This window comes from Neptunitalea lumnitzerae, from assembly GCF_027924185.1.
In the GTDB taxonomy this organism is placed as follows: Bacteria; Bacteroidota; Bacteroidia; order Flavobacteriales; family Flavobacteriaceae; genus Neptunitalea; species Neptunitalea lumnitzerae.
Genome location: NZ_BRVO01000002.1, coordinates 331,732 through 357,539 on the forward strand (window position 1 = coordinate 331,732; position 25,808 = coordinate 357,539).

A 25,808-nucleotide genomic window follows, 5' to 3' on the forward strand; every position below is an offset into this window, starting at 1 on the left:
TAAATATGATAAAACTATTTCAAACCAATAGCATAGTAATATTGGCAGCATTTGTAGTGCTTTTTTCAGGAATTTCTTGTAATAATAAATCAGAAAACAGAAATACTGATAGCACAAATGGAACTGCGTATGTTACCACTTTTGATAATAAAAGCTTATTAAAAGAAGAAAAGCTTTTTAATGAAGAACCATATGAGCATACTCAGGTAATAACCATTGATACCACCACTACTTACCAAATTATGGATGGTTTTGGTTACACACTAACGGGAGGTAGTGCTATGCTTTTACATAAAATGACCACAAGAGCAAGAGCCGCAATTATCAAAGAGATTTTTGGAAATGAAGAAGAGCAATTAAATGTAAGTTATTTAAGAATTAGCATTGGATCTTCAGATCTTGATGAGAAAACTTTTTCTTATGATGATATGCCTAACGGTGAGAAAGATGTTGATTTAGAGCATTTTTCTTTAGCTTATGATACCATATATCTTATTCCAACATTACAACAAATTAAAAAAGTAGCACCCAATGTAAAGATTTTGGGTTCACCATGGTCACCTCCAAGATGGATGAAAACAAATAACAGTACCAAAGGAGGGAGTTTATTGCCAGAATATTATAGTAGTTATGCTAATTACTTTGTTAAGTACATTAGGGCTATGGAAACAAACGGTATAACCATTGATGCTATTACTGTACAAAACGAGCCGCTACATCCGGGAAACAATCCTAGTTTACTTATGCTACCAGATGAACAAAAAGTATTTGTGAGAGATTACTTGGGACCTAGATTTCAAAAGGAAAATATAGCTACTAAAATCATTATATACGATCATAATGCAGATAGGCCAGATTATCCAATTACAATTTTAGACGATCCCGAGGCAGCAAAGTATATTGATGGTAGTGCATTTCATTTATACGGGGGAGAAGTAAATGCAATTTCTCAAGTACACGAGGCACACCCAGAAAAGAACCTATACTTTACAGAACAATGGGTAGGAGCGCCGGGCGATTTTGCTCAAGAAATGCAATGGCATACTGAAAATCTTATTATTGGTGCTACGCGTAATTGGTGTAAAACTGTTTTAGAATGGAATTTGGCAGCAGATGAGTATCAAGATCCACATACAGATGGGGGATGTACACAATGTTTAGGAGCTATTACTCTTAAAGGTGATGAGATAGAGAGAAATCCTGCTTATTATATTATTGGGCAAGCTTCTCGCTTCGTTCCTCAAGAATCGGTTCGTGTAGCATCTAATCTAATAGAGGGGTTACCTAATGTAGCATTTAAAACTCCTGAAAATCAAGTAGTATTGATTGTTCAAAATAATGCTGATAAGGAGAGAGAGTTTGCTATAGCTATACATGGTATGAAGCAATTTGTAACCATACCTGCAGCTTCAGTAGTGACTTATGTATTTTAAAATTTTATATCAAGCATTGGTTTTATAGATAAATGAAAATAATAGATGATAATTATGAAAAAAATAATTAGTACCCTTTTCATGTTTATATTGAGTTTGGGTATGTATAGTCAAACGCTAGAACAAGCAGTTTTAGTAGATTTTGGACCAACGGGTGGTACTAATGGTGCCATTACTAATAGTCCTGATATGAATAATAATTATTGGAATAATGCTACAGTAGCTTCTACTGGAACTAGTTTTAGTCTAATAAATACAACTAATGGAAGTACACCATTTACGCTATCAATAGCTGATGGTTTTGTACTAAATAGTAGTGTAAATTATGGACCAACTGCTGCAAATAGTACTACATTAGGAGATCTTGCTATAAGTACAGCTACTCAAGATTATTTTTATCTTGAAAATGGAGGTTCTGGAAATAATGTAGGGCAATTAATCTTTAGTAATCTTGATAATTCTAAAAGTTATAAATTTATCCTTTTTGCATCTAGACCAACAAGTTCTGTGCGTGAGACTGCTTATACTTTTACAGGTCAAGATACGTACAATGCAAGTTTACAAACCAGTGATGGCGCTTCAGGTAATTTAACAAACTTTGTAGAAACCACTTATTTAACACCGGCTAATGGAGAAATTACGCTAGATGTTTCTATAGTTTCGGGTGGGTATGGTTATGTAAACCTTATAAAGGTAGAAGAATATAGTGGCGTAAGTACTGTGGAAGCAACAGCTGTTACCGTAACAGGTTCAGATATTACAGTAAGTGGACAAACAAGTGTTATGCAAGCAACAGTTGCTCCTGTAGATGCTACATATCCAGATGTAGAGTGGAGTGTAGATGATACTAATATTGCTGTGATTTCTGAAACAGGAATTTTAAGCCCGGTAAATAATGGTACGGTAACCGTTACAGCAACCAATATTCAAAATCCAACCATATCGGGTAGTACAACCATTACTGTTAGTAATCAAATTAAGGAATTTTATATTTCTGGTACGGCTACTGAGAATGGGGATGTAGTTTCAACAGCATTACCTATGCACATGGTAACTGGATTAGATGGTGTTGTTACGAATATTTTTGAAATTTATACCTCCTTAGCAGATGTTGGTACTTTTAGTTTTTATACTGGCCAAGATAGTAATGCCACAGTATATGGTAGTAGTAGTACAGCTGGTCAAATATTACAAAATGGTACCCCCATAAATTCTAATGAATCTGGTCCTGTTTTAATCTCGTTAGATCTTAATAATAATAGTTATATAGTAACACCTATTAATTGGAGTGTAGTAGGAAGCTCTATACCAAATGGGTGGAACGGTGATGAGCCCTTAAACTACCAAGGAGGAGGTGTATGGAGCGCTTTGTTAGATATGACTACAGTAACTACAGATCCTAATCCTAGATTTGTTTTTAAAGGAAATCAATCTTGGAGTTATGTAATGAAAAAAATTCCTGATACGCATGACGTAGTTATGGAATCGCAGGCTAATACTTATAATACTGCTATTCAGGACATTGATTTAGGATATGGTAATTTTGTAATAACATTAGATTTGTCTTCTTATAAATATAGTGTAGCCTGTGCAGATATAGATGATTATAAAATATCATTTTTAGGCTCTTCAGTTATGAACGGACAAGGAGCAACCAATATGGAAGGATATGCTTATTTATACGATCAGCTTTTACAAGAGCGCAGTACTAATGGTAGTTCCCCTTTTTACAGGTCTAATATTTCTGTGAATGGAAATAATACGTTGAATGTATTAGACCGTTATGAAAAAGATTTGATTGCAGATTGTAGTAGCTATGTGATTTTTGGACTAGCACTTGGAAATGAAGGAATTCATGAAAATGGTCAAGCCGCTTTTGACCAGTATGAAAATAACATGCAATTGCTTATTCAAAAGGCCATAAATGATGGAAAAACACCAGTGGTAATGAATAATTATACACGTGAAGATTACAATGCTGCAGATTATGAGTATATCAAACAAATGAATATTATAATGGCACAATGGAATGTGCCAAGTATTAATCTTTTAGGTGCAATTGATAATGGAACCGGAAATTGGCCTTTAGCATATCAAGATGATTTATGGCATCCTAATACTGCTGGGCATCAAGAGTTTTTCTATGCCATGGTACCTTCTCTTTTTGATGCGCTAGAGTCAGGAAAAGCAACGCCTGAACTACATACAAATACAAGTATTACACCAAATACACTTTCCCCCGGACACTTATCTTTTACACCTGAGAATGTAATTCATCCTTTTACAATGGTACTTAATTTTAAAACCAGTGAAACAGGACAATTATTTGAGTTTACAAGTGCTTCTGGTGATGGAGCAGTAAGTATTGATACAAATGGTCATTTAGTTTATACCTCTCCTTTTGGTGGAACAATAGTAGGAAATACCTTGGTGAATGATAATGTATGGCATAGTGTTACACTTTCTCATTATTATGCTCAAGGAGCTACAAAATTATATTCAGATGCCATAGAAGAGGGAATTTTAGGAGAGAATCTGGAAGCATCTATGTTTACTGTTCATGGTAATAATGCCCCAACAAATATTTCTTATAAGAATTGGTATTTTTACCGTGCAGGAATGAATGCCTTGGAGATAGCAGCTCTAAATAACAATCAGTTGTTACAATCTTCTTTAGAGTTATATGCACCTTTAGATGGTGATAACATAATAGGCAGTGACCCTTACATTAATTTGGCACAAAGTACCAATACTATTGATGCTACTAATTTTGCTTTGGGATTAATGGATATAAAAAACATTAAAGACTTGAAAATTTATCCGAATCCTGTAAAAGATATACTGCAAATTAATACTTTAGAAACTGCAAAAATTACGTCGATAGAAATATTCAATTTGGCAGGAGCAAAGATTATTCAGAATACTCATAAAACAGCAATTGATGTTTCTATGCTGCAAAATGGAATGTATTTGGTAAAAGTAAATACTCGTTCAGGAGTGTATAATTATAAAATAGTGAAACAATAATAATGAGAAAAACATTTCTATTACTCTTAGGTATTTGTTGTAATTTATGGTTACAAGCACAAGAAGCTACAGCTGTTTACCTTAACAATAAAGCACCTATGGAAGAACGCATAGAAGATGCGTTATCACGTATGACCTTGGAAGAAAAGATAGCAATGATTCATGCACAATCAAAATTTAGTTCTCCTGGGGTACCTAGATTAGGAATACCTGAAGTTTGGATGACCGATGGGCCACACGGAATTCGTCCCGAGGTGTTATGGGATGAATGGGATCAGGCAGGTTGGACAAATGATTCATGTATTGCATTTCCGTCTCTTACTTGTTTAGCCTCTAGTTGGGACAAGAATATGGCTTATTTATATGGAAAATCTATAGGTGAAGAAGCTAGATACCGAAACAAAACTGTTTTGTTAGGTCCAGGAGTAAATATATATCGTTCTCCATTAAATGGTAGAAATTTTGAGTATATGGGGGAAGACCCTTATTTGTCATCTCAAATGGTTGTTCCCTACGTACAGGGAGTTCAAGAAAATGGAGTAGCGGCATGTGTAAAGCATTTTGCTTTAAATAATCAGGAAACAGACAGACATGGAGTAAATGTGGTGGTAGATGATAGAGCTTTATATGAAATTTATTTACCTGCTTTTAAAGCAGCAGTTCAAGAAGGGCATGCCTGGGCTATTATGGGAGCCTATGGTTTGTATAAGCATCAACAGTGTTGTCATAATCAGTACTTACTACAAGATATTTTACGTAATGAATGGAAATTTGATGGTGTGGTAGTATCTGATTGGGGTGGAGTACACCAAACGGAACAGGCTATTTATAATGGATTAGATATGGAGTTTGGTAGTTGGACTGATGGTTTAACTATGGGAAAAACAAATGCATATGATGCCTATTATTTGGCAGATCCTTACTACAAAATGATTAAAAGTGGAGCTGTTGGGACTAAAGAACTAGATACCAAAGTACGTAATATTCTACGTTTAATTTTCCGTACGGAAATGTATACAGAACGACCATTTGGATCTTTTGGAACAAAAGCACATGCTGACACTGGAAGAAAAATAGCTGAAGGCGGAATCGTTTTATTAAAAAATGATAAAGAAACGTTACCCATTGATCTTACTAAAACAAAAAATATTTTAGTTGTTGGTGAAAATGCAATTAAAATGATGACAGTGGGTGGAGGTAGTTCTTCGTTAAAGGCTAAATATGAAGTATCTCCTTTAGAGGGCTTAAAAAATAAAGTAGGAGATGTGGCTACCATTACCTATGCTCGTGGTTATATAGGCGATGCTAGTGGTGATTATAATGGGGTGAAATCTGGTCAGGATTTATCTGACGATAGAACTCCTGAAGAATTACTGTTAGAAGCAATAAAAGAAGCTAAAAAAGCAGATATGGTGATTTTTGTAGGAGGATTGAATAAAAGTGACCATCAAGATAGTGAAGGTGCTGATAGACTTACCATGGATTTACCATACGGACAAGACAAAATAGTAACAGAATTATTGAAAGTTAATAAGAATTTAGTATTTATAAATATATCTGGTAACGCGGTAACCATGCCATGGGCAGATGAGGTACCAGCGATAGTTCAGGGCTGGTATTTAGGTACTGAAACAGGAAATGCTTTGGCAGCGATATTAACTGGAGAAGTGAATCCTTCAGGTAAATTATGCTTTACCTTTCCTAAAAAATTAGCTGATAATTCAGCACATACTATTGGAGAGTTTGGTAAGGAAGGTGAAGTACGTTATACAGAGAGTATTTTTGTAGGCTATCGTCATCATGATAATGCTGATATAGCGCCTTTATTTGCTTTTGGTCATGGTTTAAGTTATACTTCATTTGAATATGGAAAAGTAATTGCTAGTAATAAAGAAATGAATTTTGATGGGAATATAACTATTACAACTACGGTTACAAACACAGGGGATAGAGCAGGTGCTGAGGTAGTACAAATGTATATCACAGATGTAAAGTCTTCTTTAGTTAGACCAGAGAAAGAGCTTAAAGGTTTTGAAAAAATATTTTTAGAACCCGGAGAAACTAAAACGGTGAAGTTTGTGATAACAAAAGATGCTTTGAGCTATTTTGATGATGCCAAGCATGCATGGATAGCAGAACCTGGTAAATTTAAAGTATTGATAGGATCATCATCATTAGAAATAGAGGGAAGTGAAAAATTTGAATTGATAAATTGATTATATTTTTTAGAAAATTTTGAATTAACAAAAAAAGGCCTGTACATGTTTACATCTACAGGCTTTTGAATTTTATTCTTTACATAATTAGTCAGATACTATTAAATATTTGTTCTCGAATCCACCGTAATTGCGGTTATACATTTTTTGTAAATCTTTTTTAAAGTTCGTTATAAATCCATTCTGCATTTTCATCATATACAAAACTCCAATTTTGGGAAAAAATCTCATAAGCTTCATACATCGTTGGTGTTTGACTATAATCATTATTTAAATAATGATAAGCTTGCGATGTTACTCTATATTTCGTGAAATTATTATCAGATAAAGATCTATTAAATGTTTCTTCGAAGATTTGAAGTTTTCTAAAAGGATTTATAGCATTATCATATTCCTCGAAATATTGAGTTTGTTTGTTCTTAAGTATTGTGTATGGCTGGTCACTCCATTTCATGCTTATTATAGTAACAATACTATCAAGATTATTATTAGAATAATAAAGGTTTGATTCTTCATAATATCGAGTGTCCCAATCTAGATTTGTATCGCGGTTAGAAGTTTTGAGATAAGAAATTAACTTTCCACTATTATCATAGTAAAAATGAGTCGTATCTATTTGAGGATTATTATTTTCGTGAAAAGTGATTTTTTGAATCATTCTGTTGTTATCATCAAATGTGATTGTTGCTTCATTACCTTCTACATATAGTAGCCCCCCAAATGGAGCAATTTTCTTTTCCATATGTACTTCATTATTAGTATAAACTAATTGAGTATACAACGAGTCATGTAAGTATCCGCCTATACCAGTATAAATAATATCCCCAATTCTTTTAATTATTCTATTGTTTTCATCATATTCAAATTTAACCAAATTATCATAAGTTGGATTAGATAGAGATAAAGGGACATTATATTGAGCGTAAAAACCATTATATTTCTCAATATAAAAGTTATCGGTTGTTTCGATGCCGTTAAACCCTTCATTATCAGAGCTGCAACTCAAATAAAATATCAAAATAAATCCGAATAAAAATAGTTTGTCTTTTGTTATCATGATTGTTCAAATGTTGGTCAACTGGTTATATCAAGGTAAATGTACATAATAATAGTTGTTATTTTCTAGGTAAAAGGAGCTTTTATTTTTATGTATTACTGTTATTGTTAATATTCAATTATTTCTGATTAATTATAGAGTCCTTTGTTTCAGGTGTTTAGGATTACTTCTTCCCAGTAGGCTTATTATTTCCTATCAGGGTGTCCGTATTAGGCAGTAAAACATACGTTTATAAACAACAAACCCTTGTAAATAAAAACAATTTGCATGGGTTTGAGTATAAGTGGAGTAATCAGGTACGGACTCATGCTACAACGAATTTGAATGCAAAGGAACTGGAAGCACATTATGGGAATCGGGTACGAAGTCGAATGCGACAACTCTTTAACCTAATGGCTTTTGATAAGAAGAGTCGGGATAAGCGGGGGTAATCTTCATGGAAACCTTAAGGGAAAGATTTCCATGAAGATTATGAATTATACTTGATAAGTATTTTTTAAAAAGGCTTCAACCGACATTGGTTCTCGTCCTAGTATGTTAGCTAAATCCTGAGTAGGATGGTCAAAATATCCATTCTTTACTTGGTTAGCAAACCCCAGGTTAGCTTGAATGTACATTTCAGGGATACCCGCTTCTTTACTTTGTTGTTCGTAGGTTTCGGGATCAATTGGATGGTATTCCAGTTTTTTACCCGTCAATTCAGATAGTATTTCCATAACCTCATTGAAACCTACTGAAGCAGTACCTCCAAATTCATACGTCTTATGATCATGTTCGTTTGTGGATAATACGTTTGCTGAGCCAATAGCCATATCTTGTCTTGTAGCAAATGAAAGCTTTCCGTTACCCATTGGCATTGCATATCCTTCAGTTAAAACCTTCTCTCCTAATATCATTGGTAAGGATTCCATATAAGGTGCATTTCGAAGTATGGTATAGTTTAAACCGGATTGTTTAATAGCTGCTTCGGTGAAGGCGTGCATATCAGCAGCTCCTTCCGAATGATTCTTGTCTACTGACTTTTCCCCTTGGGTACTGGTATATACGATCCTTTGAATGTTTGCTTGTACAGCTGCATCAATCACGTTTTGGTGAACGGTAATATCTTGTGCTGCTTCGTGAGTAGAAACAAAGAAAAGGGTTTCAATACCATTGAAAGCTTTTACCAAGGACTCCTTATTGGCATATTCACCAATTCTTACTTCAACGCCTAATGCGGCTATCTCTTTAGTTTTGTCACTTTCTTTACGCGCTAACACAGCTATTTCAGATGCTGACTTTTGTTTTAATAGTGCTGTTAAGGTCAAATAACCTAAATGACCTGTGGCTCCTGTTATAAGTATCATGATGTTATAGAATTTAACGTTAATTATTGTTTATTTGGAATCTCACAACCGTTTTCATCACAGGTATAACCAGATGGGCTTTTACTGATGAGTGGGGTATAAGAACCATCTTTTTGTAAAATATCTGTGAAGGTTTTTTTGAATACCTCTTTTGGCTGTGCCCCGGATAGGGAATATTTCTTATTAATGACAAAATAGGGTACACCACGTAAGCCGTTGTTGATGCCTTCTTGGATTTCTGATTTGATTTCAGCTCGATATTGGTCGCTTTTCAACATGGCAAAAGTTTCTTCTTTTGAGATACCAAATTCTTCACCTAATGCTGTCAACACATTTGGGTCTGCTATATTTTTAGTTTCTACATAAGAGGCTTCAAAAAGTCGCTTTGCCATTTCCTTGCCATGTCCTTTTTGTTTGGCCATATAAGCCAAACGGTGTGCATCCATGGTATTGACCATTATTACAGAGTCCATGTGTAGTTCCACATTGGCACTACTAGCCATATCCTCGATGTATTTTGACTTTTTTCTCGCTTCCTCTAAGCTAAAACCGCTTTGCTTAGCGATTTCAGTTACGGTAAAAGCTCCTTGCAGTGTAGGGTTTGACTGAAAGCTCTTGTATACCACTGTGGCATTGATACCTAAATCAGCAATCGCATTTTCGAGGTTGGCTTCCCCTATATAACACCACGGACAAAGGTAATCTGACCATACTTCTACCAATACGGTAGGAGTTTCTTCCTTCAATAGTTCTGTCATTTTATTTTCTGTGCTCATCATTTCTTGATTTTGATTATGGGACTGTGCTGTTACTTTAAAAATGGCTATTGTACCGATGACAATGGTGCAAATACCAAGGTAGGAAACTGCTTTTAGTCTATTCTTTTTAGATGTTCGTATCCATTTCATATTGTTTATTTTGAGTGGTTTGTAACGATGAAATAAAATTAAACAGTTGTTATTTAATCAACAACTGTTTAATAATTTTTACGGAAAGATTTAAGAAATCAGGGGGCTCATTTGTGGTTTACTCAACACTTTTGTAAAAAGTGTTGAGTAGGTTATTGTTATCATTAAAATCTAACAATAGTTGGTCCTGTATTGGAGGGAAGTTCTGCAAGAGCATCCGAAATATAGAAAACTCCAATTTCATACCCAGAACCTTCAAAATAGGGATTCTCTTTGGCTATCTTTTCAATCAAAGTTTGATTATCTTCAAGCACCGCAGTTCCAGTGACTCGGATAAATTTTCCCCCTTGACCTTTAGTAGCTGCAATTTCAATACTTGGATTTTCTTTCAATTCCTGATAGGTTGCCTTCCGTTTATCTACAAAAAACCAAATTTTACCTTCGTGTAAATGGATATTCCCATAAGGACGCACCTTGGGTTTGTTGTTATAAATAGTGGAAATGAAATAAATACCAATCTGACTTAAAGAGTCATATACAACACTAGCATCTACATCTTGTATCTTTATTTTAGGACTACCAATGATGCTTGAAGCACCTGATATGGCATCAATAGAAGATAAATCGCTCTGTTTACTACTTGTTTTATGAATATAATGAAATCCAGTAAATAGCAGGATTGTTACGAGGTAAATAATGGGCTGTTTCATATGCTGAATGAAATTTAAATGTGTAATGAAATGAATGTATGAAGGGTTAAATAGGGTATTTCAATTTGTGTCGAAAATCGGATGCATATTTTAATACAACATATAGGATATACACTACCAATACATAGATTAACGCATGGTTTTCGTGTAAATAAATAACAGCAAATGTAACTCCTAGAATGGCGATTGTTAGTAGAGCTATCTTTTCACTTTTTTGAAGTCTATTGTTTGTTTCACCCCATGGGTTTGGTTTGAAAACTTCACTGATTATTGAGGAAAAGCCATTTAAAATAAGAATGGAATACGATAGATATGAAAACTTTACTCCAGACCAAACTAAAATAAAGGTTACCAAACCAATCATAGCACCATAATAGATTTTTCCAGGTGCATTGTTCGGACTTGACGGCATATCGGTAGCCATGAAAATAGTACCAAACAATAACCCCGCAAAAGAATACTCAAGGTTTACGGTATCACCAATTACAACGCAGCTAATCGCAAAAACCCCAAGTAGCATAGTAGGAATGTGCCAACTAATGCGCTTGCGTAGGGTGAGATATAAGCCGCCTAAAACAATGAGAAAGGTAGAATACTCGCCCAATGCCCCCGAAGGGTTGTAAAGAAGACTACTTAAATAAGTTTTGACGGGTTCATTTGCTGCTCCCGTGAAAAAATCCTGTGCCGGAAGGTTAATAAAGGAAGTGGTAGCCCAGATGCTAGAGGCTCCAAGTATGGAAGGAAAAACACTAGCCATAAATTCACGACCAACAAGAGCTGGGTTAAATCTGTTTTTTCCTAAACCACCCCAAAGTATTTTACCAAATAGGATAGCAGCAGCAGCACCAAATGCGACCACAAACCAAGGTGTTAATGGGGATATGGTAAAGGTGAGCAACATAGCTGTGATAACAGAAGTGCCATCTAAAGGGGTTTTCCAATTCCCAAATAATATTCCCGAGAATAACAAATCAGTTACAACCGCTGTGGTAATAGCTGTACCAAGAAGGGTTAGTGCTAGCGTACCATAAGCTAAATAGCTTGCCATTGCTATCGGTATCAATGCTACAATAACATCAAGCATAATAGCTTGTGTTGTATTTCTGGGTGCTTTTATAAATGGATGAAGATTCATTACTTAGTTTTGATTAATTGTTTACCTGTAAGTATAGATGAGATAAGGGGTACATCGCTTGGACACACATACGCACATGCTCCGCATTCTATACAAGATTTGAGATTGAAATGCTGTAAGCCATCTATGTTGTCATTTGCTGCATGTCGAGCAAATTCCATGGGCATTAATTTTTGCGGACATACGTCTGCACAATAACCACATTGTATGCAGTTAAAGGTTTTTTGGTACAAGTGTTTCAGAAGCAATACACCTCCGGTTCCTTTGGAGATCGATTCTTCAGAGTGGGCAATAGGGCTTCCCATCATGGGGCCTCCAAGAATAATTTGGTGGTCACTAGGTAGCCAATCTTGTCCCATTTGTTTCAACAAATAACTGATAGGAGTTCCTATTTTTAGTAGAAAATTACCCTTTGTCCTAGCTTTTTCACCAGATATGGTGACGATACGCTCTGTATAAGGAATACCCAAATACAATGCATTTGCAATAGCTGCTATCGTTCCAATATTACTTACAACTACCCCATGATGAGCGGTAATACTTCCTTTTGGAATTATTTTTCCTGCCACAGCTTTAATAAGCTGTAGTTCTGAACCTTGTGGATAATCATTACCAAGCAGCTGAATTTTGATATTTATATTCAGTTGAGCGATTTGATGTTCCATCTTCTTTTTTAATTCACGGTGTTGTTTTTCAATTGCAAGAACTACTTGATCCGCTTGCAATAGTTTTTGAATAACCTGTACAGTTTTCCATAAATGATTTTCGGCTTGATTCATGAGTGCATAATCTGCACTTAGGTAAGGCTCGCATTCAGCACCATTAATGATGAAATGGGTAATAGGTCTATCAGAAACATCGTATTTAATGTGTGTTGGAAACCCTGCGCCACCGCTTCCTACGATACCTGCATCTCTTATCACTTTCAAAATATCTTGATTATTGAGTGAAGCTACTTTTGGAGGTGTACATACAATGCTATCATTTTTGAAATCATTAGTAATCTTAAGGTAGCGTTGTCCATTATATTCAACTACATTCGCAATGCCTGAAATGGGGGCGTGTAGCTTTATAGACCAATGGGTTTCTGATTGGGCTATGAGTTGATATTTTTGTACATGGGCACCGGATGCGATCACTGGTTTTAGTGGCTCTTGATAACCAAGGAGCGATAGCAGTACATAAGGGGGATCAGGTAAGCGTTTTATTTCCTGAGTTTTAGTTTCCTTTTTCAAGGAGGGGATTGCCATCATAAGTTAAATTTGTTTAGAAAATGAGTTTAACAACTAGTAGGGCATGCCACTATTAGTATGAATTTTGATGACTAAATTAGACGGTTGTGTGTTTATCAACAAGTGTTTATTTATCTTTGCTGTAAGATTTAAGAAATTTAAGATCACATATGTTGCTTATTCAACATTTGAAAGAAAACTGTTGAGTACTTAAAATTTAAAAAGAAGAAAATGGATCGTAGAGTGAAGAAATCGAGACAGGCTTTATTTGAAGCTTTTATGACCTTATCAGCTACCCATGCTATGGATAAGCTTTCTGTGGCTATGATTACCGATCAGGCAGATGTAAACAGAGGAACTTTTTATTTACACTTTAAAGATAAGTTTGATTTACGGAAACAATGTGTGGATATGCATTTGCAGCAGTTAATGACAGGATGTTCCAATGGTTCAGTGGAAGGAGTATTTACCGCCAAACAGGCTATGCGTAGTACCTTTAATTATTTAAAGGAACATGCGGCATTTTACAGGGATATGTTTTCTGGAGAGGATACGTTGTTTTTTAGGAAGCGCATGGAAGAAATGTTACGAGAAGGATTTCAAGAGGCGGATGAAATAAAAAAGATAAAGGATGAGTTGGATCGAGAGATTCTGATTCAAGCACAGATTTCAGCAAGTGCAGGATTGATTGAATGGTGGTTGTTCCATGAAGATACACTTCCTATCGATGATGTGTTGGAACGATTTATTCGATTACTTCCATTTTATAAATAAGTCATTTTTATGCAGTTTTAGCGATAAGGTTTACGAGATGTTACTTTGGGAAGAATTCCAATGTGATTGGAGAGGTGTTGTTGTCTCGATATGATTTGTTTTTAATTCATCAGGTACGTACCATACTACTACCAATTTGAATGCGAAAGAATAGGAAGCTTATTATAGGAATCGGGTGCGTAGTCGAATGAGACAGCTCGTTAATTTGATGGCTTTTGACAAGAAGAGTGGGGATAAGCGGAGGTGAATGGATTGTAAGGAAAATTTACAATTTAACCATTCTGAGCGCGTTTCGCTTTTAAGGCCTACAAGTGTTTTTCAGGGTCAAAATCATGTACAATACCACTATCAATACCTTTTTGTATGACGTTTTTTAAATTCTCAAAAGAGATTTTGCCATTTATTAAAGGAGTAAAAGCATCACTGATAGCTATTGATATTTTTTTATTCATGGCTTACTGTCTTTGAAAATTGAGCTTTAACTAGTACGGTGGTGTGAGAGGCGCACCGTGGACTTATCGTTCACGGCCGTCTACTCGATTGGCATTAGTAATTTTTATTCGGTTTGTTGTTTTTCCGTTGTCAGATATTAAAGTCAGTCCGTTATTTTCATCCTTTTCTATAGTCCAATGAAACGACTTTATTCCTGTTTCCAAGACTTTGATTTTATTTTTTAGTCGGTCGTAATAAATCAAGTCATTATCCGCTCTGGTATGAACTCCGCTTTTAATTGGATTTGAATTCCATTTTTGCAAATAAACTCCGTTTTCTGTCCTAAAAAACCAATCTCCATAAAATTCTTTTCCGAACTCATTTTTTGGTTCCGTTTTAATGTGAATAAAGGTCGGTCCAAATCTTAATTCTCCAGCATATTTGCTCAAAATTTTTAATTCCGAAAACGAAGTCAATATTGACCATTCGTTTTTTTCGTCAGCATACGAGTCATATTCCGCATTTTTGTCAATCCGTTTTTTTTGAAATAGAAGGATAAGAACTGAAATTCCAAAGATTATATATAAAATTGTCAATGTTTCCATTATTAATTACAACGGTTTTGTATAACAATCAGTTGCGGATTGGTTGAAAACTAAGATAGCTAAAATTCCCGACTTTTATGCTTGCGCGGTTGTGTCCGCAGGACACAAAGCCGCAATTGTTGTTATACGGTGTTGGTAGCAGTTTTTTCTTCAATATTTAGAGCAGTTTCTTCCTCTAAATATATGAATGATTGAGGTGCGCAAAAATTTTCAAAAAAATCAGCTGGGTCAATTCCGTTTTCAAACTTTTCTACTTCGGAAATTTTAATTGAAAAACCAGTTTCAGAACCTTGATAATAATTAAAAAAATCATTTTTTTCAATTCCGCCAACTTCATTGAATTCACTCCAAAGTTTTTCTGGACTATTCTCAACTATTTCTTCTATTGTAAAAAAGCCTATAATTTTCTTTTCAGGTGAAGAAGAGTAAACAAAAATTTTGTCAACAGGTCTTTTAAAAATTTTCTTTCTAAACTCAACCTTTTTAGTTCCAGACATAATTGCTTGTGCATAAATAGGTTTAATTGATAATATAACGCTTGTCAAAGTATCCTTCATTCTTTAATTTGATGTAATCAATTTCTTTTAGTTCTGTTATTGTTTGTATTTTATTCTTAAAACTATCTATTTCCTTAATTTTTTGTAAGCTAATATTTTTTTTCAAATACGCAATTAGTCTAAATGTAATAACGTGTAATTCTTTTTTTTCTTCTAACCAATTTCTTAATTCTGTTTCTGTAAAGACCGTTTTCTTTCTAACAATGTTCCATAGCTTATCAAAATCATTTACGATTTCAATACTTTCTAAAATACCAAATGGTTCAATTACTTGATTAACTTTTGATGAGTAAAAAAATAAAATGTCTCCTTTTGTTGGTTTTTGATTCTTTGAATTTGATATATATGCTTTTAAAATAGTATTTCCTTGAATTTCATTTATACTATCGGGTGCTTTGTCAAATAAAGTAGGTGGTCTTAATTTACCATCTTTAAATAATGAACCGTAAAAATTTGGACGAATTGGAATTACATATTTCTTTATGTCTGAACCGTTTAAATAAAATGGATGTGCAGAAATTACATTTTTTGAGATAGCAATTTTGCTTTTATCTAAACATTTTATCATTTGAATTTCTATTAAACCTTGACTATTTTTAAATTCATTACGATAAAAACCAAATGTTTCTAATAACTTAATTAAATGTTCTTGTTTTTCATAAACAGTTAGATATAAATATTTAATTTTTCTGTTAATACACAGTTCAAACATTTTATTCAAAAACAGTTCTCCCAATTTTATTCCAAAAGCTGTGTCATCTACTTTTAACGTGCAAATTTTTAGAGCTTTTTCAAATATTTTTGGTAATTGGTGATCTTCAACTTTTTCTATATTATAAATTAAAATAGCTTGTAAATTATCCTCGACTATTAGCGAATAACATTTTCTATTTTTTGTAACACATTTTTGTAGCCAATTATTAAATTGAACTTCTCCATAATCTTCTCTTAAACTATCAAAAAAGGAACTATTGAATTTTGTTTCTATTTCCCGAATACTATGTTCACGAAGTATCGGATGAGATGGAATTTTAAAAGTAAATTGGTCTTCAAGAAATTTTAATGCTTGTTCAATAGTTAGAACTTTATTGCTTAAATTTAATTTTGTTGCGTTTTTATGAATTCCGTTGTCTTGAGTAACAAAAAAATCTACAAATCGTTTTTTTAGTTGGAAAAGCTGTTTGTTGTCAATTTCGTCATTTATTTTTTGATTCTTAAATTTAGAAGTAAATTCAACTGTTGGCTTTGCGTAATCTTGTAACGACTGATACTTATTAAGTTTAGATATTATTATCTTTTTTCTCTCCGTATTTTTGTCTCTGCTAACATCCATTGGAATAGCTTTAGGATGGTAGAGAATTTCACATTCATTAGTGATTGCAATTCTATAAAACTTGGCGAAACTTTCCGTAATGACTCGATTGTCTTCAAGTTCAATTAGAATGTTAGTATCTATTAATATTCTCAAATTGTTACGATATTTGTTAAATTGCTACCAACTCGTTATATGAAGATAAATATACACAATCTTGCATGTTATTTTCCGGATAACAGGAACTTTTATGATAATTAACGAAAGTATTTTAATAGAGTGAACTCTGCTATTTTAGCGTTATTGGGTTAGCTTCTAATATTATAATACTTAAGTTATCAACATTGTGTATGGAGCTTTTTATTATAATTTAACCCGCTTTAACCCCGTTTAAAACCAACCAATAACAAACTTTATTTTATTCACAAATATGTCCCTCCATGTCATACGTATGTGGATGCTTTGTTATATGTAAAGGTGCGAGGAACCCAAACCGTGCAGAGCAAGTATCGTTTGGAACTGGAATTGATGAAACCGGCTAAGGTACGTGGAAAGGAGTTTGAGCGGTATACATGGCTGTATGGATTTGTGTCTTTTCAGCCGAACCGAACTTTGTTGCATATTACCCATATAGGAACAATGGAAGTGAGCTTAAAGGCTTATGACAAGCAGGATGGGAGTGAAGGGATTTATACGGTGAATTCCTTTCGGGCAGAAGCGACCAAAGAAGCGGTTACCCAAACCATAGGCGATATCAACATCCCGACTATGGGTGCGTACCAGTTTCTTGCAACAATTAGTACAGAAGAACAATCGAAAAGTAAAAGTCACGGTCAGTGATGGGTATGAGCTCATTTTAAAACCGGAATTATAATAATTAAGAATAAAATCAATGGAACTAAAATAAAAATGATGATGAAAAAGTATATAAAAATACTATTGGGAATGCTAGGCATGGGAAGTGCGTTACAGGCATAGGCCACGGAAAAGATAGATACCTTGTTTGTGAATGCACATCAGGTAGTGATGTTGGTATTTCCGGAACCCATACGACAAGCAGTGGTGGGAGATGCGCATTTTGTGTTTACCTATAACAAAGAGTCCGGGCAGTATATGGGACTTTTACAAGGTACGGAAGGCGTAGATAGTAATCTGTTTGTGATTACGACTTCAGGAACGATTTACAGCTATACGTTAGCTTACAAAGCGCAATTGGAGCAAACCTATTACAAAGTATTGAAACCCGAACATATTAGCAAGGAAAAACAACCGGATGTGAAGGTGCAGACGTTTGAACATGGGTTGAGTAGGTCTGAGGTGAAGAAGTACGATAGTGCGTGTGAACGTTTGTTGCAATACCATGGAGGTAAGGTGAAGACTAGGAGGCGTAAGAAGTTGCGATTGCGCTTGGAAGAATGGAAGTACGTTGGAAACCAAATGTATTTGGTGGTTTCCCTTAAGAATAAATCAGATATTGATTTTAAGGTGGGAGATGTACGTGTATTGGTGAGTAGAGGCCGAAAAGGGAAAAAGTCTTCGTATCAAGAATTGGAGTTGCCGGTTTCCTATCGGTATTTGGAACCTGAAAAGATAGTTGCTGGTGGAGAAAGTCGTTGGGTATTGGTGTTACCCAAAATGGTGGTGGGGACTCATGAGGAGTTGAAATTGGAAGTAGGAGAAGTGATGGGGAATAGGAGTTTGGAACTTCGATTGTAACTATTTTATATATAATTTGGATGAGGAGTATGCATTTTTGTATTTACTGTTTTTTTACTATGTGGTTATGAACATATTTACACAGAAGGTAAGCATTCAATTGGATTACGCAATAATTCGCTAGAAACAAATAATTGGACGTTTACCTGTGAAAAATGGTTTATTCAAAATGGTATCAGAGAAAAGTAGCAATGATGATTACTCACTAAAACCTAATTGCGATTGGTATTGTACCTGAATACTTGGCTCAAAATATGGATAAAACATGTTTAAAAATATTTTAGAGTAATATTTTTTGGCCGCTACTTGCTCTAATTTTAGAGTCAAATCATTATTAGAAGGCCAAAAATCTCCAACAATAAAAATTTGGTTTACTAACAAATCTAAAACATGAGACGGAATATCTTGCCTAAAAATTTTCTTTTTTTGAAAGTTTTTAAATATTGTTTTGAACTCATGAAGTCTTCGTTCGTTAATCTCTTGATAAAATTGTTGAATAGCCGGAATTCTTCTGCCTAGCTCAACAAAAGAAAGAAATATAAATCTATAAGTATAGACCAAATCAAAAGACTTATTAGTGAAGTTCATTAAGTAATTTAAATCCACCTTAGATTGCTCCAGTTCTGATATAAGTTCATCAAAAGAATCTGCTAGTTGGTTAAATAATTGAATGATGATGTCATCTGTATGCTTAAAATGGTAGTGTAAATTTCCGGGACTCATACCTAATTCTGTAGCAATGTGTCGGCTGGTAATTTTGTTAGGTCCTTGTTCATTGTATAACTGAAGTGCACAGTTGAGTATTTTATCTTTTGTAGTCATTTAGTATCTAAATCTCGATTTACAAAGATACTAAAAGTAGTATGTTAATTTAAAATTAGTACATTTGTTCTAAAATTAAAATTAATGAAAACTAAATCTGAAAAAAAACAGGAGAATCCAAGTGTTAGAGATATGTTTTTTCCTATTAAGGAAAATGATTTATTCATTGTTAAGGTATTTAAAAACATTTTATTTTATACCATAGGTGGTATTATGGCAATAATGGTTTTGATAATGTTTTCAATGATTTTAATCGCTGCATGATACACCGATATTTGTATTTTGAAATTGTAGTTTATGGTATTATATGGGTACTTATAAAATTACTTCGGTATTTTGAAATCATCATTCCGTATCTAAATGATTACTTGACGGATATAATTACGATTCCTGCACTAATTACTTTTATTTTAATTTGCAGAAAACTACTTTTTTCAAATATCAATTTTAAACAACCAATAGCTTGGCCATGGTTGTTAATAATTACCATATATGTGTCTGTATTATGTGAATTTATTGGCCCTACATATTGTAGAATAGGAACGGCAGATGTTGTAGATGTATGTTGTTATTTTCTAGGAGCGTTGTTTTTTTATATGATGCAAAAAAAAGGCTGTCAAAGAATTACTTCTAAAACAGCCTTTTAAAATTTAAAGCAGTGATACTTTATTTACCGAAAAATGCTTTATCTAATTCTTCGTGGAATACTTCTGCACCCAATTCTAAACGTTTGTTATAATCGCCATTAGCAACAGGCCCAACTAAATATCGTAATTGATTTTTGCCATCTGTAGCTGCTTCATAAATAACTTCTGAAACAGTTTCTGCAGGAGCCAGATTGTCTAATACTTCATCACTGAAAAATAATTTTTTGAAACTATCAAAAATAGAATCATAAGCAGGATGCTCTGGAATTACCAAAGAACGGCCTGTAAAATCTGTTTTTGTAGGTCCTGGTTGTACTGTTTTAACCTGGATACCTAACTGATTTAATTCAAAAGCTAAACTTTCTGTAAACCCTTCAACAGCCCATTTAGTGGTGTGGTATAAAGAGAAGAAAGGATAAGCTACTAAACCACCTATTGAAGAAATAGTGATAAATACACCACCTTTATTTTCTCTAAAATGAGGAATAAACTCTTTTGTAAGTTTGATAACACCTAAAAGATTTGTGTTAATTACTTGTTCTATTTCTTTATCTGTAGTTCCTTCTAAAGCTCCCACTGTACCATAGCCTGCATTGTTTAATACTACGTCAATTTTACCTAAAGAAATGGCCTTAGCTACAGTAGCTCTCATTTGTGTTTCATTGGTAACGTCTAACGGTAGTAAGGTTACATTAGGCAGTTGTGTAAGTTCCGTTTCCTTTTCAGGATTACGCATGGTTGCAATCACATTCCATCCTTTTTGCTGAAAATACTTTGCGGTTGTTTTTCCGATACCAGAAGATGTTCCGGTAATAAAAATTGTCTTTGCCATAATTATTTAATTTTATTATGAGGACAAAGGTAAAGGAGGCAAGAAGCCTATAGTAACAAAAAACAATCGTGATTATACAAAAATCAATCAATTCTGAATTGACTGGGTGTTATGCTGGTTTGCTTCTTGAAAAAGTTATGAAAATGTGTAGCTTCTTTAAAGCCTAGGGCAAAAGCAATTTCCGAAATGTCTTTATCGGTATGTTGTAATAATATTTTAGCTTCTACCAAAATACGTTCTTGAATAATCACCGAGGTAGGTTTTTGAAAAACCATCTTTAGTGCTTTATTCAAGTGGTTTACATGAATAGATAATTTTTCTGCAAAGTCTGATGCAGAACGTAATGGCAATACACCAACATCTTCTATAGGAAACTGACGTTCTAAGAGTTCTAAAAACTGAGTTGCTATTTTTTGTGCACCATTAGTATGCTGTTGAGAGTTCTTTTTAGGAGGTTGTATTTTCTCTGCTTGATACAACAAATCAAAAACTAACATGCGCATCTTGTCATATTTATGCTTGTAATCAGATGTCCACTCTGTTAACATTTCTGAAAACACTTGTTTTGCCCATTCGGTTTGTTGGTCTGTTAATTCAATAATTGGGTCACCTGTTGCTTGAAATGGTGCATATTGGATAGGATTTCCAAAATGATGAAAAAAATTTTCGGTAAACACACATGAAAAACCACGCTGTTCTTTACCAACTTGTTCCCAATTATAGGGGACTTGTGGATTAGCAAATAGCAGTGCTTGTTTTTTAATCGCTATGGTTTTATCTAAATAATGTACTTTGTTTTTTCCTTCAATTAAGCTTATTTTAAAATAGCCTCTTCTGCTATAGGGAATAGGTTTAATGCTACATCCCATCAAATCATCAAAAGCAAACACATTAAAATGACCTAATTCTTTTTGTAATGTTTCAGGTATCTTTTCTAAACGTTGCTTATAGAAATCATCTAAAGTTTCAATATTTTTCATTGTACAAAAATACAAAAATCAATCGTAAGGTATTTTCATTATGAAGAAAGGAATTGTTTAAAGCAAAACCTTGTTGGTTTAGGTTAATTTAAAAAAGCATTTTATCAGTTTTTAAATTATTTTCTTCTTTTATAAAAAACTCAAGTTGTTTAACAATGTTTACTCAAAGTATATCTTTCATATTTTACGTTTTTCCAAAATGCATTTGTGTTTTTCTTGTTTGAAATGGTTATGGGAGGTAGGAAAAAAGTTGATCGATGGGAAGCAGCTCTTTTGTTTGGGTTTTATAGTGTATATATGGTCATTTTAGTTGTGGAAGCTAGGTAAGTGAAGTATTGCTGTGTATCATTCAGGGAGTGTTTTTGTAAATCGATATAAACTTTTTTAGGTTGAAAAAATAAAATTGTACTATTTGGTACAAAATTATTACATTTGCATGAAAGTTATTTTAATCATGGCAGGAAGACCTAAAATATTTGATGAACAAAGTGCTGTAGAAAAGGCGCTAGAGGTATTTTGGGATCAATGCTATCATACTGCTTCTACAGAAGAATTACTGAAAGCCATGGGTATTGGTAAGGGAAGTTTTTACTTAACTTTTAAGGGAGGGAAGCAAGAATTGTATCAAAAGAGCATACGACTTTTTTTTGAACAACAATACCAGCAAATGGAAGTGATGCTCTTACAAGCTGAAAATCCCATTACAGCATTGAAAAAACTTTTTAGAGCGTTGGCTCGAGGAACCGCTAAGGAGCAACAGCGTGGCTGCTTTTTAGGGAATGCCTTGGTACAGCTTTCTGAAAAGGAGACTGTGGTTAAAAATGAGGTGGATAGACTGCTGCATCAACTACAACAGTTATTTGCGTTGGTAGTAACAAAAGGACAGCAACAGGGGATCGTAAACAGTGGGTTAGATCCAGAATTAATCGCATGGCAGTTGTTGAATTTATGGAATGGTATTCAAGTGACACGTCGCATGCAACGGGCTCCTGAAGTGTTGCAGGAATTAATTGAAACAAATTTGGAAATGATCTTATAAAATTTTTTTAACCTATTTTGTACTAATCGGTACAAAATTAAATTTTTGATATATGAAATTAGAAAATAACACGGTTCTTATTACCGGAGGCGGTTCCGGAATTGGTTTGGAAATAGCCAAACAGTTACATCCTCATAACAAAGTCATCATTGTGGGGAGAAATTTGCAAAAGCTAGCAGCGGTGGAAGCAATGTTACCGGGGGTGACTACATTACAGGCAGATGTTACGAAGGAACAAGATGTAAAGGAATTAGTCAAGACAGTTGTTGAACGTTTTGAGACCTTAAATGTATTGATTAATAATGCAGGGTTAGCTTATATAACACCAGTTTTAGAGGAAACTACTTTTTATCAAACCACTTCACAGGAGTTTGAAACGAATTTTTTTGCTCCTTTAAAGCTTATTCAGCAGTTCTTACCTTTATTACGAACTAAAGAGGAGGCAGCTATTGTGAACGTAACCTCCATCGCCGCATTGTGTCCATCTGCTCCGGGAGCTGGGTATTGTGCTAGTAAGGGAGCGTTACATTCCTATACACAAAGTTTACGTCAGCAGTTGAAAGATAGTAGCGTGAAATTATTTGAATTAATGCCACCCTTAGTAGCTACTGAATTTTCGTCTGAAATAGGAGGGTTGGAACATGGTATGCCGGCTTCAGAAGTGGCAACAGAGTTGATAGCAGCCTGGAAAACGGATTTGTTTGAAATTCATGTGGGAGATACGAAGGCCTTTTATGATACCTATTTTTCCAAATCACAGGAAGCGTTTGAGATGCTGAATGCGCCAATGAATTCTTAAACTTTATCTATTATAAAGAATTATCTTTTTTAAGATTCTTTGGTAAGCTGAAGATAGTAACCTCATAAGGATGTAACTTATGAGGTGTTTTTTTAGATGGAATTAAAGAAGTAGACAATTGACACCAAATTTTTTGCGATTAAACACGCATATTCAACGGTTGATGTGATTGTAGGGACATCCTAACTCAATTTGCGGTATTTTTGTAGTTTTAAGAGGTGTATGATGCAGATAGATTCCAAAAACATATTAGAGAAAAAAATAGGCAACGGAAAGTACCGGTTACTTTCTGTATCCCGAAAGCGACTGGTGATTTGGGGAGTGTCTGTTGGGGTGTTTTTGTTTTTATCGTTCATGATTGATCCCTTAAATCCGGGTTGGTCACAATTTTTTAATAAAACCATAGGCAAGTTCATCTATGATCTTACTTGGCTTTTTGGTATCTGTATCTTGCTTGCAGAAATCTCATTGATGATCGATGCAATTTTGAATCGTAAACTCCCATGGACAGACAAACCTAGAAAACGCATTATTTGGCAAGCGATTTTGTTAGTATTAGGTAGTTTGGCAGTGGTGCTGCTGATTTATATGTTGGTGATATCTGTAGAACCTACCAAGCACATTAAATCCATCGAAGAGCTTTCGGTAACCATGCAATTGTTGGTTACTAATTTTATGGTTTCTATTGTGATTACAGCTATTAATACGGGAGATTATTTACTCTATAATTGGACACAATCTGCCGTGCAGGCTACTGCACATCAATTAGAGGCGGTAAAGTTTGAGCAGGCAGCTATTGCTGCGGAATTACAAGCGTTAAAGCTGCAAATAGATCCGCATTTTATCTTTAATAATTTAAGTGTGTTGGCAGAAATTACCCGAAATGATCAAGAGGCTGGGGTATTGTATGCAGAGAATTTTTCTAAGGTGTATAGGTATACGCTCTTAAACTCTAAAAAAGATTTGATTCCTTTAGCGGACGAACTGCGCTTTTTAGAAGCGTATCGGTATTTAATTGCCAAGCGTTTTGGCGCAGCGGTTATTTTTGATATTGAAGTAGCCCCTGAATTACAAACATTACAGCTGCCTCCTATGACGTTACAGTTTTTAGTAGAGAATGCCATCAAACACAACCAAACCCGTAAAGAAACCCCGTTACAAATTTTTATAAAGAAAGAAGATGCTACGCATTTGGTAGTCATCAATACTCTGGACCCAATGCCTAAGACGGCTTGGTCCTCTGGATTAGGGTTAGAAAATATCACCAATCGCTATTTATTATTGAGTCAGGAAAAACCGGTGATGTACCAGACTACTGACTATTTTATTGTTAAACTACCGCTGATATCATGAAAATAACCAATGTATTTATTGTAGAAGATGAAGAACCCAATGTAGCCCGATTGCAACGTCTTTTGAAAAACATGGGAGGGGGTATTGAAATTGTAGGAATTGCGGATAGTGTGCAAGGAGCAGTGCAGTGGTTACAGACCCATGAATTGCCGGATTTATTGCTATTGGATATTCGCTTGTCTGATGGACTGAGTTTTGAGATTTTTGATCACGTCAATATTAATTGTGCGGTCATTTTTACTACAGCTTATGATGAATATGCTGTAAAAGCCTTTAAATACAACAGTATTGATTATTTATTAAAGCCTATAGAGGAATTGGAGTTGCGGAATGCCATTGCGCGGTATGAGAACTTTATGGAAACCCTACCTTTTATCAATACGGCTGTCACTGGTTTGGTACAGTATTTACAACCCAAAAATTACAGAACCCGTTTTCTATTACCTTACCGAGATGGGTATCGTACCTTACAAATTGTTGACATCTTGTTTATGTATACAGAATTGGGAATTACCTATGCCTACCTGAATACCAATACCATTGAAACCTTACCACAAACCTTAGAAGAATTAGAAAAAGAATTGGATCCGCTTACCTTTTTTAGAGTGAACCGACAATACATTGTAAAAGAGGATGCTATTGTACAAATTCAGAATGACTTTAATGGAAAGTTACGCCTGTTATTGCAAGGAGCAGACAGACGTGAAGTAGTGGTAAGCAGAGATAAAGCTCCTTTACTCAAAGCTTGGTTAGATTTTTAGCGGTGGTGATTTCACAGGGATGCAGGGTACATTTTGGGATGTTTTAGAAGCTGTTATTTTCTTGACAAACCGCTAGCTACGATTCAAAGTTGAATATCTACGGTTGAATGTATTT

At 34.4% G+C, this 25,808-nt stretch carries 24 protein-coding genes and 2 pseudogenes; 13 read left to right on the forward strand and 13 right to left on the reverse strand.

What is annotated here, in order from left to right; translation table 11 throughout:
- Positions 1 to 5 precede the first annotated feature (5 nt).
- The 3 genes from Y10_RS08910 to Y10_RS08920 are packed head-to-tail and all read left to right on the forward strand — an operon-like array spanning position 6 to position 6,676.
- Positions 6 to 1,433: a glycoside hydrolase family 30 protein gene (locus Y10_RS08910; protein WP_281765039.1), complete on the forward strand. Its 1,428-nt coding sequence runs from the start codon at positions 6 to 8 to the stop codon at positions 1,431 to 1,433.
- Between the two features lie 54 nt (positions 1,434 to 1,487).
- Entirely contained in the window at positions 1,488 to 4,460 is a 2,973-nt protein-coding gene (locus tag Y10_RS08915) for a T9SS type A sorting domain-containing protein (protein ID WP_281765040.1), read from the forward strand.
- A gap of 2 nt (positions 4,461 to 4,462) precedes the next feature.
- Positions 4,463 to 6,676 carry a glycoside hydrolase family 3 C-terminal domain-containing protein gene (locus Y10_RS08920; RefSeq protein ID WP_281765041.1) on the forward strand — a complete coding sequence of 738 codons (2,214 nt, stop codon included), beginning with the start codon at positions 4,463 to 4,465 and terminating at the stop codon, positions 6,674 to 6,676.
- 160 nt (positions 6,677 to 6,836) lie between these two features.
- Here Y10_RS08920 and Y10_RS08925 read toward each other — a convergent pair whose 3' ends face one another.
- The gene (locus Y10_RS08925) at positions 6,837 to 7,733 is read right to left on the reverse strand and encodes a hypothetical protein (RefSeq protein ID WP_281765042.1); all 897 of its coding nucleotides are present in this window, start codon (positions 7,731 to 7,733) and stop codon (positions 6,837 to 6,839) included.
- A 293-nt stretch (positions 7,734 to 8,026) separates the two neighbouring features.
- Between Y10_RS08925 and Y10_RS08930 the strand changes: the two are divergent.
- Positions 8,027 to 8,164 (forward strand): annotated as a pseudogene (locus Y10_RS08930) (ATPase); the annotation flags it as partial.
- Positions 8,165 to 8,209: 45 nt separating this feature from the next.
- On the opposite strand, the gene Y10_RS08935 reads toward Y10_RS08930, so the two are convergent.
- From Y10_RS08935 to rsxC, 5 genes are all read right to left on the reverse strand, one after another.
- A complete protein-coding gene (locus tag Y10_RS08935) occupies positions 8,210 to 9,079 on the reverse strand; it encodes an NmrA family NAD(P)-binding protein (protein WP_281765043.1) in 870 nt (289 codons plus the stop codon).
- 23 nt (positions 9,080 to 9,102) lie between these two features.
- Positions 9,103 to 9,987 (reverse strand): DsbA family oxidoreductase, encoded by an 885-nt coding sequence (locus Y10_RS08940; RefSeq protein WP_281765044.1) that lies wholly within the window; start codon positions 9,985 to 9,987, stop codon positions 9,103 to 9,105.
- Between the two features lie 164 nt (positions 9,988 to 10,151).
- On the reverse strand, positions 10,152 to 10,697 hold the full coding sequence (locus Y10_RS08945; protein WP_281765045.1) for a pyridoxamine 5'-phosphate oxidase family protein: 546 nt from the start codon (positions 10,695 to 10,697) through the stop codon (positions 10,152 to 10,154).
- 46 nt (positions 10,698 to 10,743) lie between these two features.
- Positions 10,744 to 11,832, reverse strand: coding sequence for an RnfABCDGE type electron transport complex subunit D (locus Y10_RS08950; protein WP_281765046.1), 1,089 nt, complete (start codon positions 11,830 to 11,832; stop codon positions 10,744 to 10,746).
- Positions 11,832 to 13,085, reverse strand: a complete 1,254-nt coding sequence (gene rsxC / locus Y10_RS08955) for an electron transport complex subunit RsxC (RefSeq protein ID WP_281765047.1) — start codon at positions 13,083 to 13,085, stop codon at positions 11,832 to 11,834. The genes Y10_RS08950 and rsxC overlap by 1 nt, the downstream gene beginning before the upstream one ends.
- A 210-nt stretch (positions 13,086 to 13,295) precedes the next feature.
- Here rsxC and Y10_RS08960 point away from each other — a divergent pair, with 210 nt between their 5' ends.
- Positions 13,296 to 13,838 (forward strand): TetR/AcrR family transcriptional regulator, encoded by a 543-nt coding sequence (locus tag Y10_RS08960; RefSeq protein WP_281765048.1) that lies wholly within the window; start codon positions 13,296 to 13,298, stop codon positions 13,836 to 13,838.
- 41 nt (positions 13,839 to 13,879) lie between these two features.
- Positions 13,880 to 14,085, forward strand: a pseudogene (locus tag Y10_RS08965) (ATPase); the annotation flags it as partial.
- Positions 14,086 to 14,143: 58 nt separating this feature from the next.
- Here Y10_RS08965 and Y10_RS08970 read toward each other — a convergent pair.
- From Y10_RS08970 to Y10_RS08985, 4 genes are all read right to left on the reverse strand, one after another.
- Positions 14,144 to 14,290 carry a hypothetical protein gene (locus Y10_RS08970; protein WP_281765049.1) on the reverse strand — a complete coding sequence of 49 codons (147 nt, stop codon included), beginning with the start codon at positions 14,288 to 14,290 and terminating at the stop codon, positions 14,144 to 14,146.
- Positions 14,291 to 14,353: 63 nt separating this feature from the next.
- Entirely contained in the window at positions 14,354 to 14,875 is a 522-nt protein-coding gene (locus tag Y10_RS08975; protein ID WP_281765050.1) for a hypothetical protein, read from the reverse strand.
- Positions 14,876 to 14,997: 122 nt separating this feature from the next.
- Complete coding sequence (locus Y10_RS08980) at positions 14,998 to 15,432, reverse strand: hypothetical protein (protein WP_281765051.1); 435 nt, start codon at positions 15,430 to 15,432, stop codon at positions 14,998 to 15,000.
- Positions 15,395 to 16,900, reverse strand: a complete 1,506-nt coding sequence (locus Y10_RS08985; protein WP_281765052.1) for a PIN domain-containing protein — start codon at positions 16,898 to 16,900, stop codon at positions 15,395 to 15,397. The genes Y10_RS08980 and Y10_RS08985 overlap by 38 nt, the downstream gene beginning before the upstream one ends.
- 321 nt (positions 16,901 to 17,221) lie before the next feature.
- Here Y10_RS08985 and traM point away from each other — a divergent pair, with 321 nt between their 5' ends.
- Positions 17,222 to 17,584: a conjugative transposon protein TraM gene (gene traM, locus Y10_RS08990; protein WP_281765694.1), complete on the forward strand. Its 363-nt coding sequence runs from the start codon at positions 17,222 to 17,224 to the stop codon at positions 17,582 to 17,584.
- Between the two features lie 165 nt (positions 17,585 to 17,749).
- Positions 17,750 to 18,460 (forward strand): DUF4138 domain-containing protein, encoded by a 711-nt coding sequence (locus Y10_RS08995; RefSeq protein ID WP_281765053.1) that lies wholly within the window; start codon positions 17,750 to 17,752, stop codon positions 18,458 to 18,460.
- A 198-nt stretch (positions 18,461 to 18,658) separates the two neighbouring features.
- Here the strand turns inward: Y10_RS08995 and Y10_RS09000 are convergent, their stop codons facing one another.
- Positions 18,659 to 19,282, reverse strand: a complete 624-nt coding sequence (locus Y10_RS09000) for a TetR/AcrR family transcriptional regulator (protein ID WP_281765054.1) — start codon at positions 19,280 to 19,282, stop codon at positions 18,659 to 18,661.
- A gap of 84 nt (positions 19,283 to 19,366) precedes the next feature.
- Between Y10_RS09000 and Y10_RS09005 the strand changes: the two genes are divergently transcribed.
- The gene (locus Y10_RS09005; RefSeq protein ID WP_281765055.1) at positions 19,367 to 19,546 is read left to right on the forward strand and encodes a hypothetical protein; all 180 of its coding nucleotides are present in this window, start codon (positions 19,367 to 19,369) and stop codon (positions 19,544 to 19,546) included.
- Positions 19,547 to 19,948: 402 nt separating this feature from the next.
- On the opposite strand, the gene Y10_RS09010 is transcribed toward Y10_RS09005, so the two are convergent.
- Positions 19,949 to 20,761 carry an SDR family oxidoreductase gene (locus tag Y10_RS09010; protein WP_281765056.1) on the reverse strand — a complete coding sequence of 271 codons (813 nt, stop codon included), beginning with the start codon at positions 20,759 to 20,761 and terminating at the stop codon, positions 19,949 to 19,951.
- A gap of 83 nt (positions 20,762 to 20,844) precedes the next feature.
- The gene (locus tag Y10_RS09015) at positions 20,845 to 21,741 is read right to left on the reverse strand and encodes a helix-turn-helix domain-containing protein (protein WP_281765057.1); all 897 of its coding nucleotides are present in this window, start codon (positions 21,739 to 21,741) and stop codon (positions 20,845 to 20,847) included.
- 436 nt (positions 21,742 to 22,177) lie between these two features.
- On the opposite strand from Y10_RS09015, the gene Y10_RS09020 reads away from it, so the two are divergent.
- The 4 genes from Y10_RS09020 (at position 22,178) to Y10_RS09035 (ending at position 25,693) form a co-directional block, all read left to right on the forward strand.
- On the forward strand, positions 22,178 to 22,780 hold the full coding sequence (locus tag Y10_RS09020) for a TetR/AcrR family transcriptional regulator (protein ID WP_281765058.1): 603 nt from the start codon (positions 22,178 to 22,180) through the stop codon (positions 22,778 to 22,780).
- A gap of 52 nt (positions 22,781 to 22,832) precedes the next feature.
- Entirely contained in the window at positions 22,833 to 23,579 is a 747-nt protein-coding gene (locus tag Y10_RS09025) for an SDR family oxidoreductase (protein ID WP_281765059.1), read from the forward strand.
- Positions 23,580 to 23,804: 225 nt separating this feature from the next.
- Positions 23,805 to 24,932: a sensor histidine kinase gene (locus tag Y10_RS09030; RefSeq protein ID WP_281765060.1), complete on the forward strand. Its 1,128-nt coding sequence runs from the start codon at positions 23,805 to 23,807 to the stop codon at positions 24,930 to 24,932.
- Entirely contained in the window at positions 24,929 to 25,693 is a 765-nt protein-coding gene (locus Y10_RS09035; RefSeq protein WP_281765061.1) for a LytR/AlgR family response regulator transcription factor, read from the forward strand. The genes Y10_RS09030 and Y10_RS09035 overlap by 4 nt, the downstream gene beginning before the upstream one ends.
- Positions 25,694 to 25,808: the final 115 nt, after the last annotated feature.

Excerpts from the sequence above, each read along its gene's own strand:
- Y10_RS08920 (WP_281765041.1), top strand. The coding sequence starts at position 4,463 with ATGAGAAAAACATTTCTATTACTCTTAGGTATTTGTTGTAATTTATGG.
- Y10_RS08935 (WP_281765043.1), bottom strand. The coding sequence starts at position 9,079 with ATGATACTTATAACAGGAGCCACAGGTCATTTAGGTTATTTGACCTTA.
- Y10_RS08950 (WP_281765046.1), bottom strand. The coding sequence starts at position 11,832 with ATGAATCTTCATCCATTTATAAAAGCACCCAGAAATACAACACAAGCT.
- Y10_RS08980 (WP_281765051.1), bottom strand. The coding sequence starts at position 15,432 with ATGAAGGATACTTTGACAAGCGTTATATTATCAATTAAACCTATTTAT.
- Y10_RS08970 (WP_281765049.1), bottom strand. The coding sequence starts at position 14,290 with ATGAATAAAAAAATATCAATAGCTATCAGTGATGCTTTTACTCCTTTA.
- Y10_RS09005 (WP_281765055.1), top strand. The coding sequence starts at position 19,367 with ATGAAAACTAAATCTGAAAAAAAACAGGAGAATCCAAGTGTTAGAGAT.
- Y10_RS09000 (WP_281765054.1), bottom strand. The coding sequence starts at position 19,282 with ATGACTACAAAAGATAAAATACTCAACTGTGCACTTCAGTTATACAAT.
- Y10_RS08945 (WP_281765045.1), bottom strand. The coding sequence starts at position 10,697 with ATGAAACAGCCCATTATTTACCTCGTAACAATCCTGCTATTTACTGGA.
- rsxC (WP_281765047.1), bottom strand. The coding sequence starts at position 13,085 with ATGATGGCAATCCCCTCCTTGAAAAAGGAAACTAAAACTCAGGAAATA.
- Y10_RS09030 (WP_281765060.1), top strand. The coding sequence starts at position 23,805 with ATGCAGATAGATTCCAAAAACATATTAGAGAAAAAAATAGGCAACGGA.
- Y10_RS08975 (WP_281765050.1), bottom strand. The coding sequence starts at position 14,875 with ATGGAAACATTGACAATTTTATATATAATCTTTGGAATTTCAGTTCTT.
- Y10_RS09025 (WP_281765059.1), top strand. The coding sequence starts at position 22,833 with ATGAAATTAGAAAATAACACGGTTCTTATTACCGGAGGCGGTTCCGGA.
- Y10_RS09015 (WP_281765057.1), bottom strand. The coding sequence starts at position 21,741 with ATGAAAAATATTGAAACTTTAGATGATTTCTATAAGCAACGTTTAGAA.
- Y10_RS08960 (WP_281765048.1), top strand. The coding sequence starts at position 13,296 with ATGGATCGTAGAGTGAAGAAATCGAGACAGGCTTTATTTGAAGCTTTT.
- Y10_RS09035 (WP_281765061.1), top strand. The coding sequence starts at position 24,929 with ATGAAAATAACCAATGTATTTATTGTAGAAGATGAAGAACCCAATGTA.
- Y10_RS09020 (WP_281765058.1), top strand. The coding sequence starts at position 22,178 with ATGAAAGTTATTTTAATCATGGCAGGAAGACCTAAAATATTTGATGAA.
- Y10_RS08925 (WP_281765042.1), bottom strand. The coding sequence starts at position 7,733 with ATGATAACAAAAGACAAACTATTTTTATTCGGATTTATTTTGATATTT.
- Y10_RS09010 (WP_281765056.1), bottom strand. The coding sequence starts at position 20,761 with ATGGCAAAGACAATTTTTATTACCGGAACATCTTCTGGTATCGGAAAA.
- Y10_RS08940 (WP_281765044.1), bottom strand. The coding sequence starts at position 9,987 with ATGAAATGGATACGAACATCTAAAAAGAATAGACTAAAAGCAGTTTCC.
- Y10_RS08915 (WP_281765040.1), top strand. The coding sequence starts at position 1,488 with ATGAAAAAAATAATTAGTACCCTTTTCATGTTTATATTGAGTTTGGGT.
- Y10_RS08910 (WP_281765039.1), top strand. The coding sequence starts at position 6 with ATGATAAAACTATTTCAAACCAATAGCATAGTAATATTGGCAGCATTT.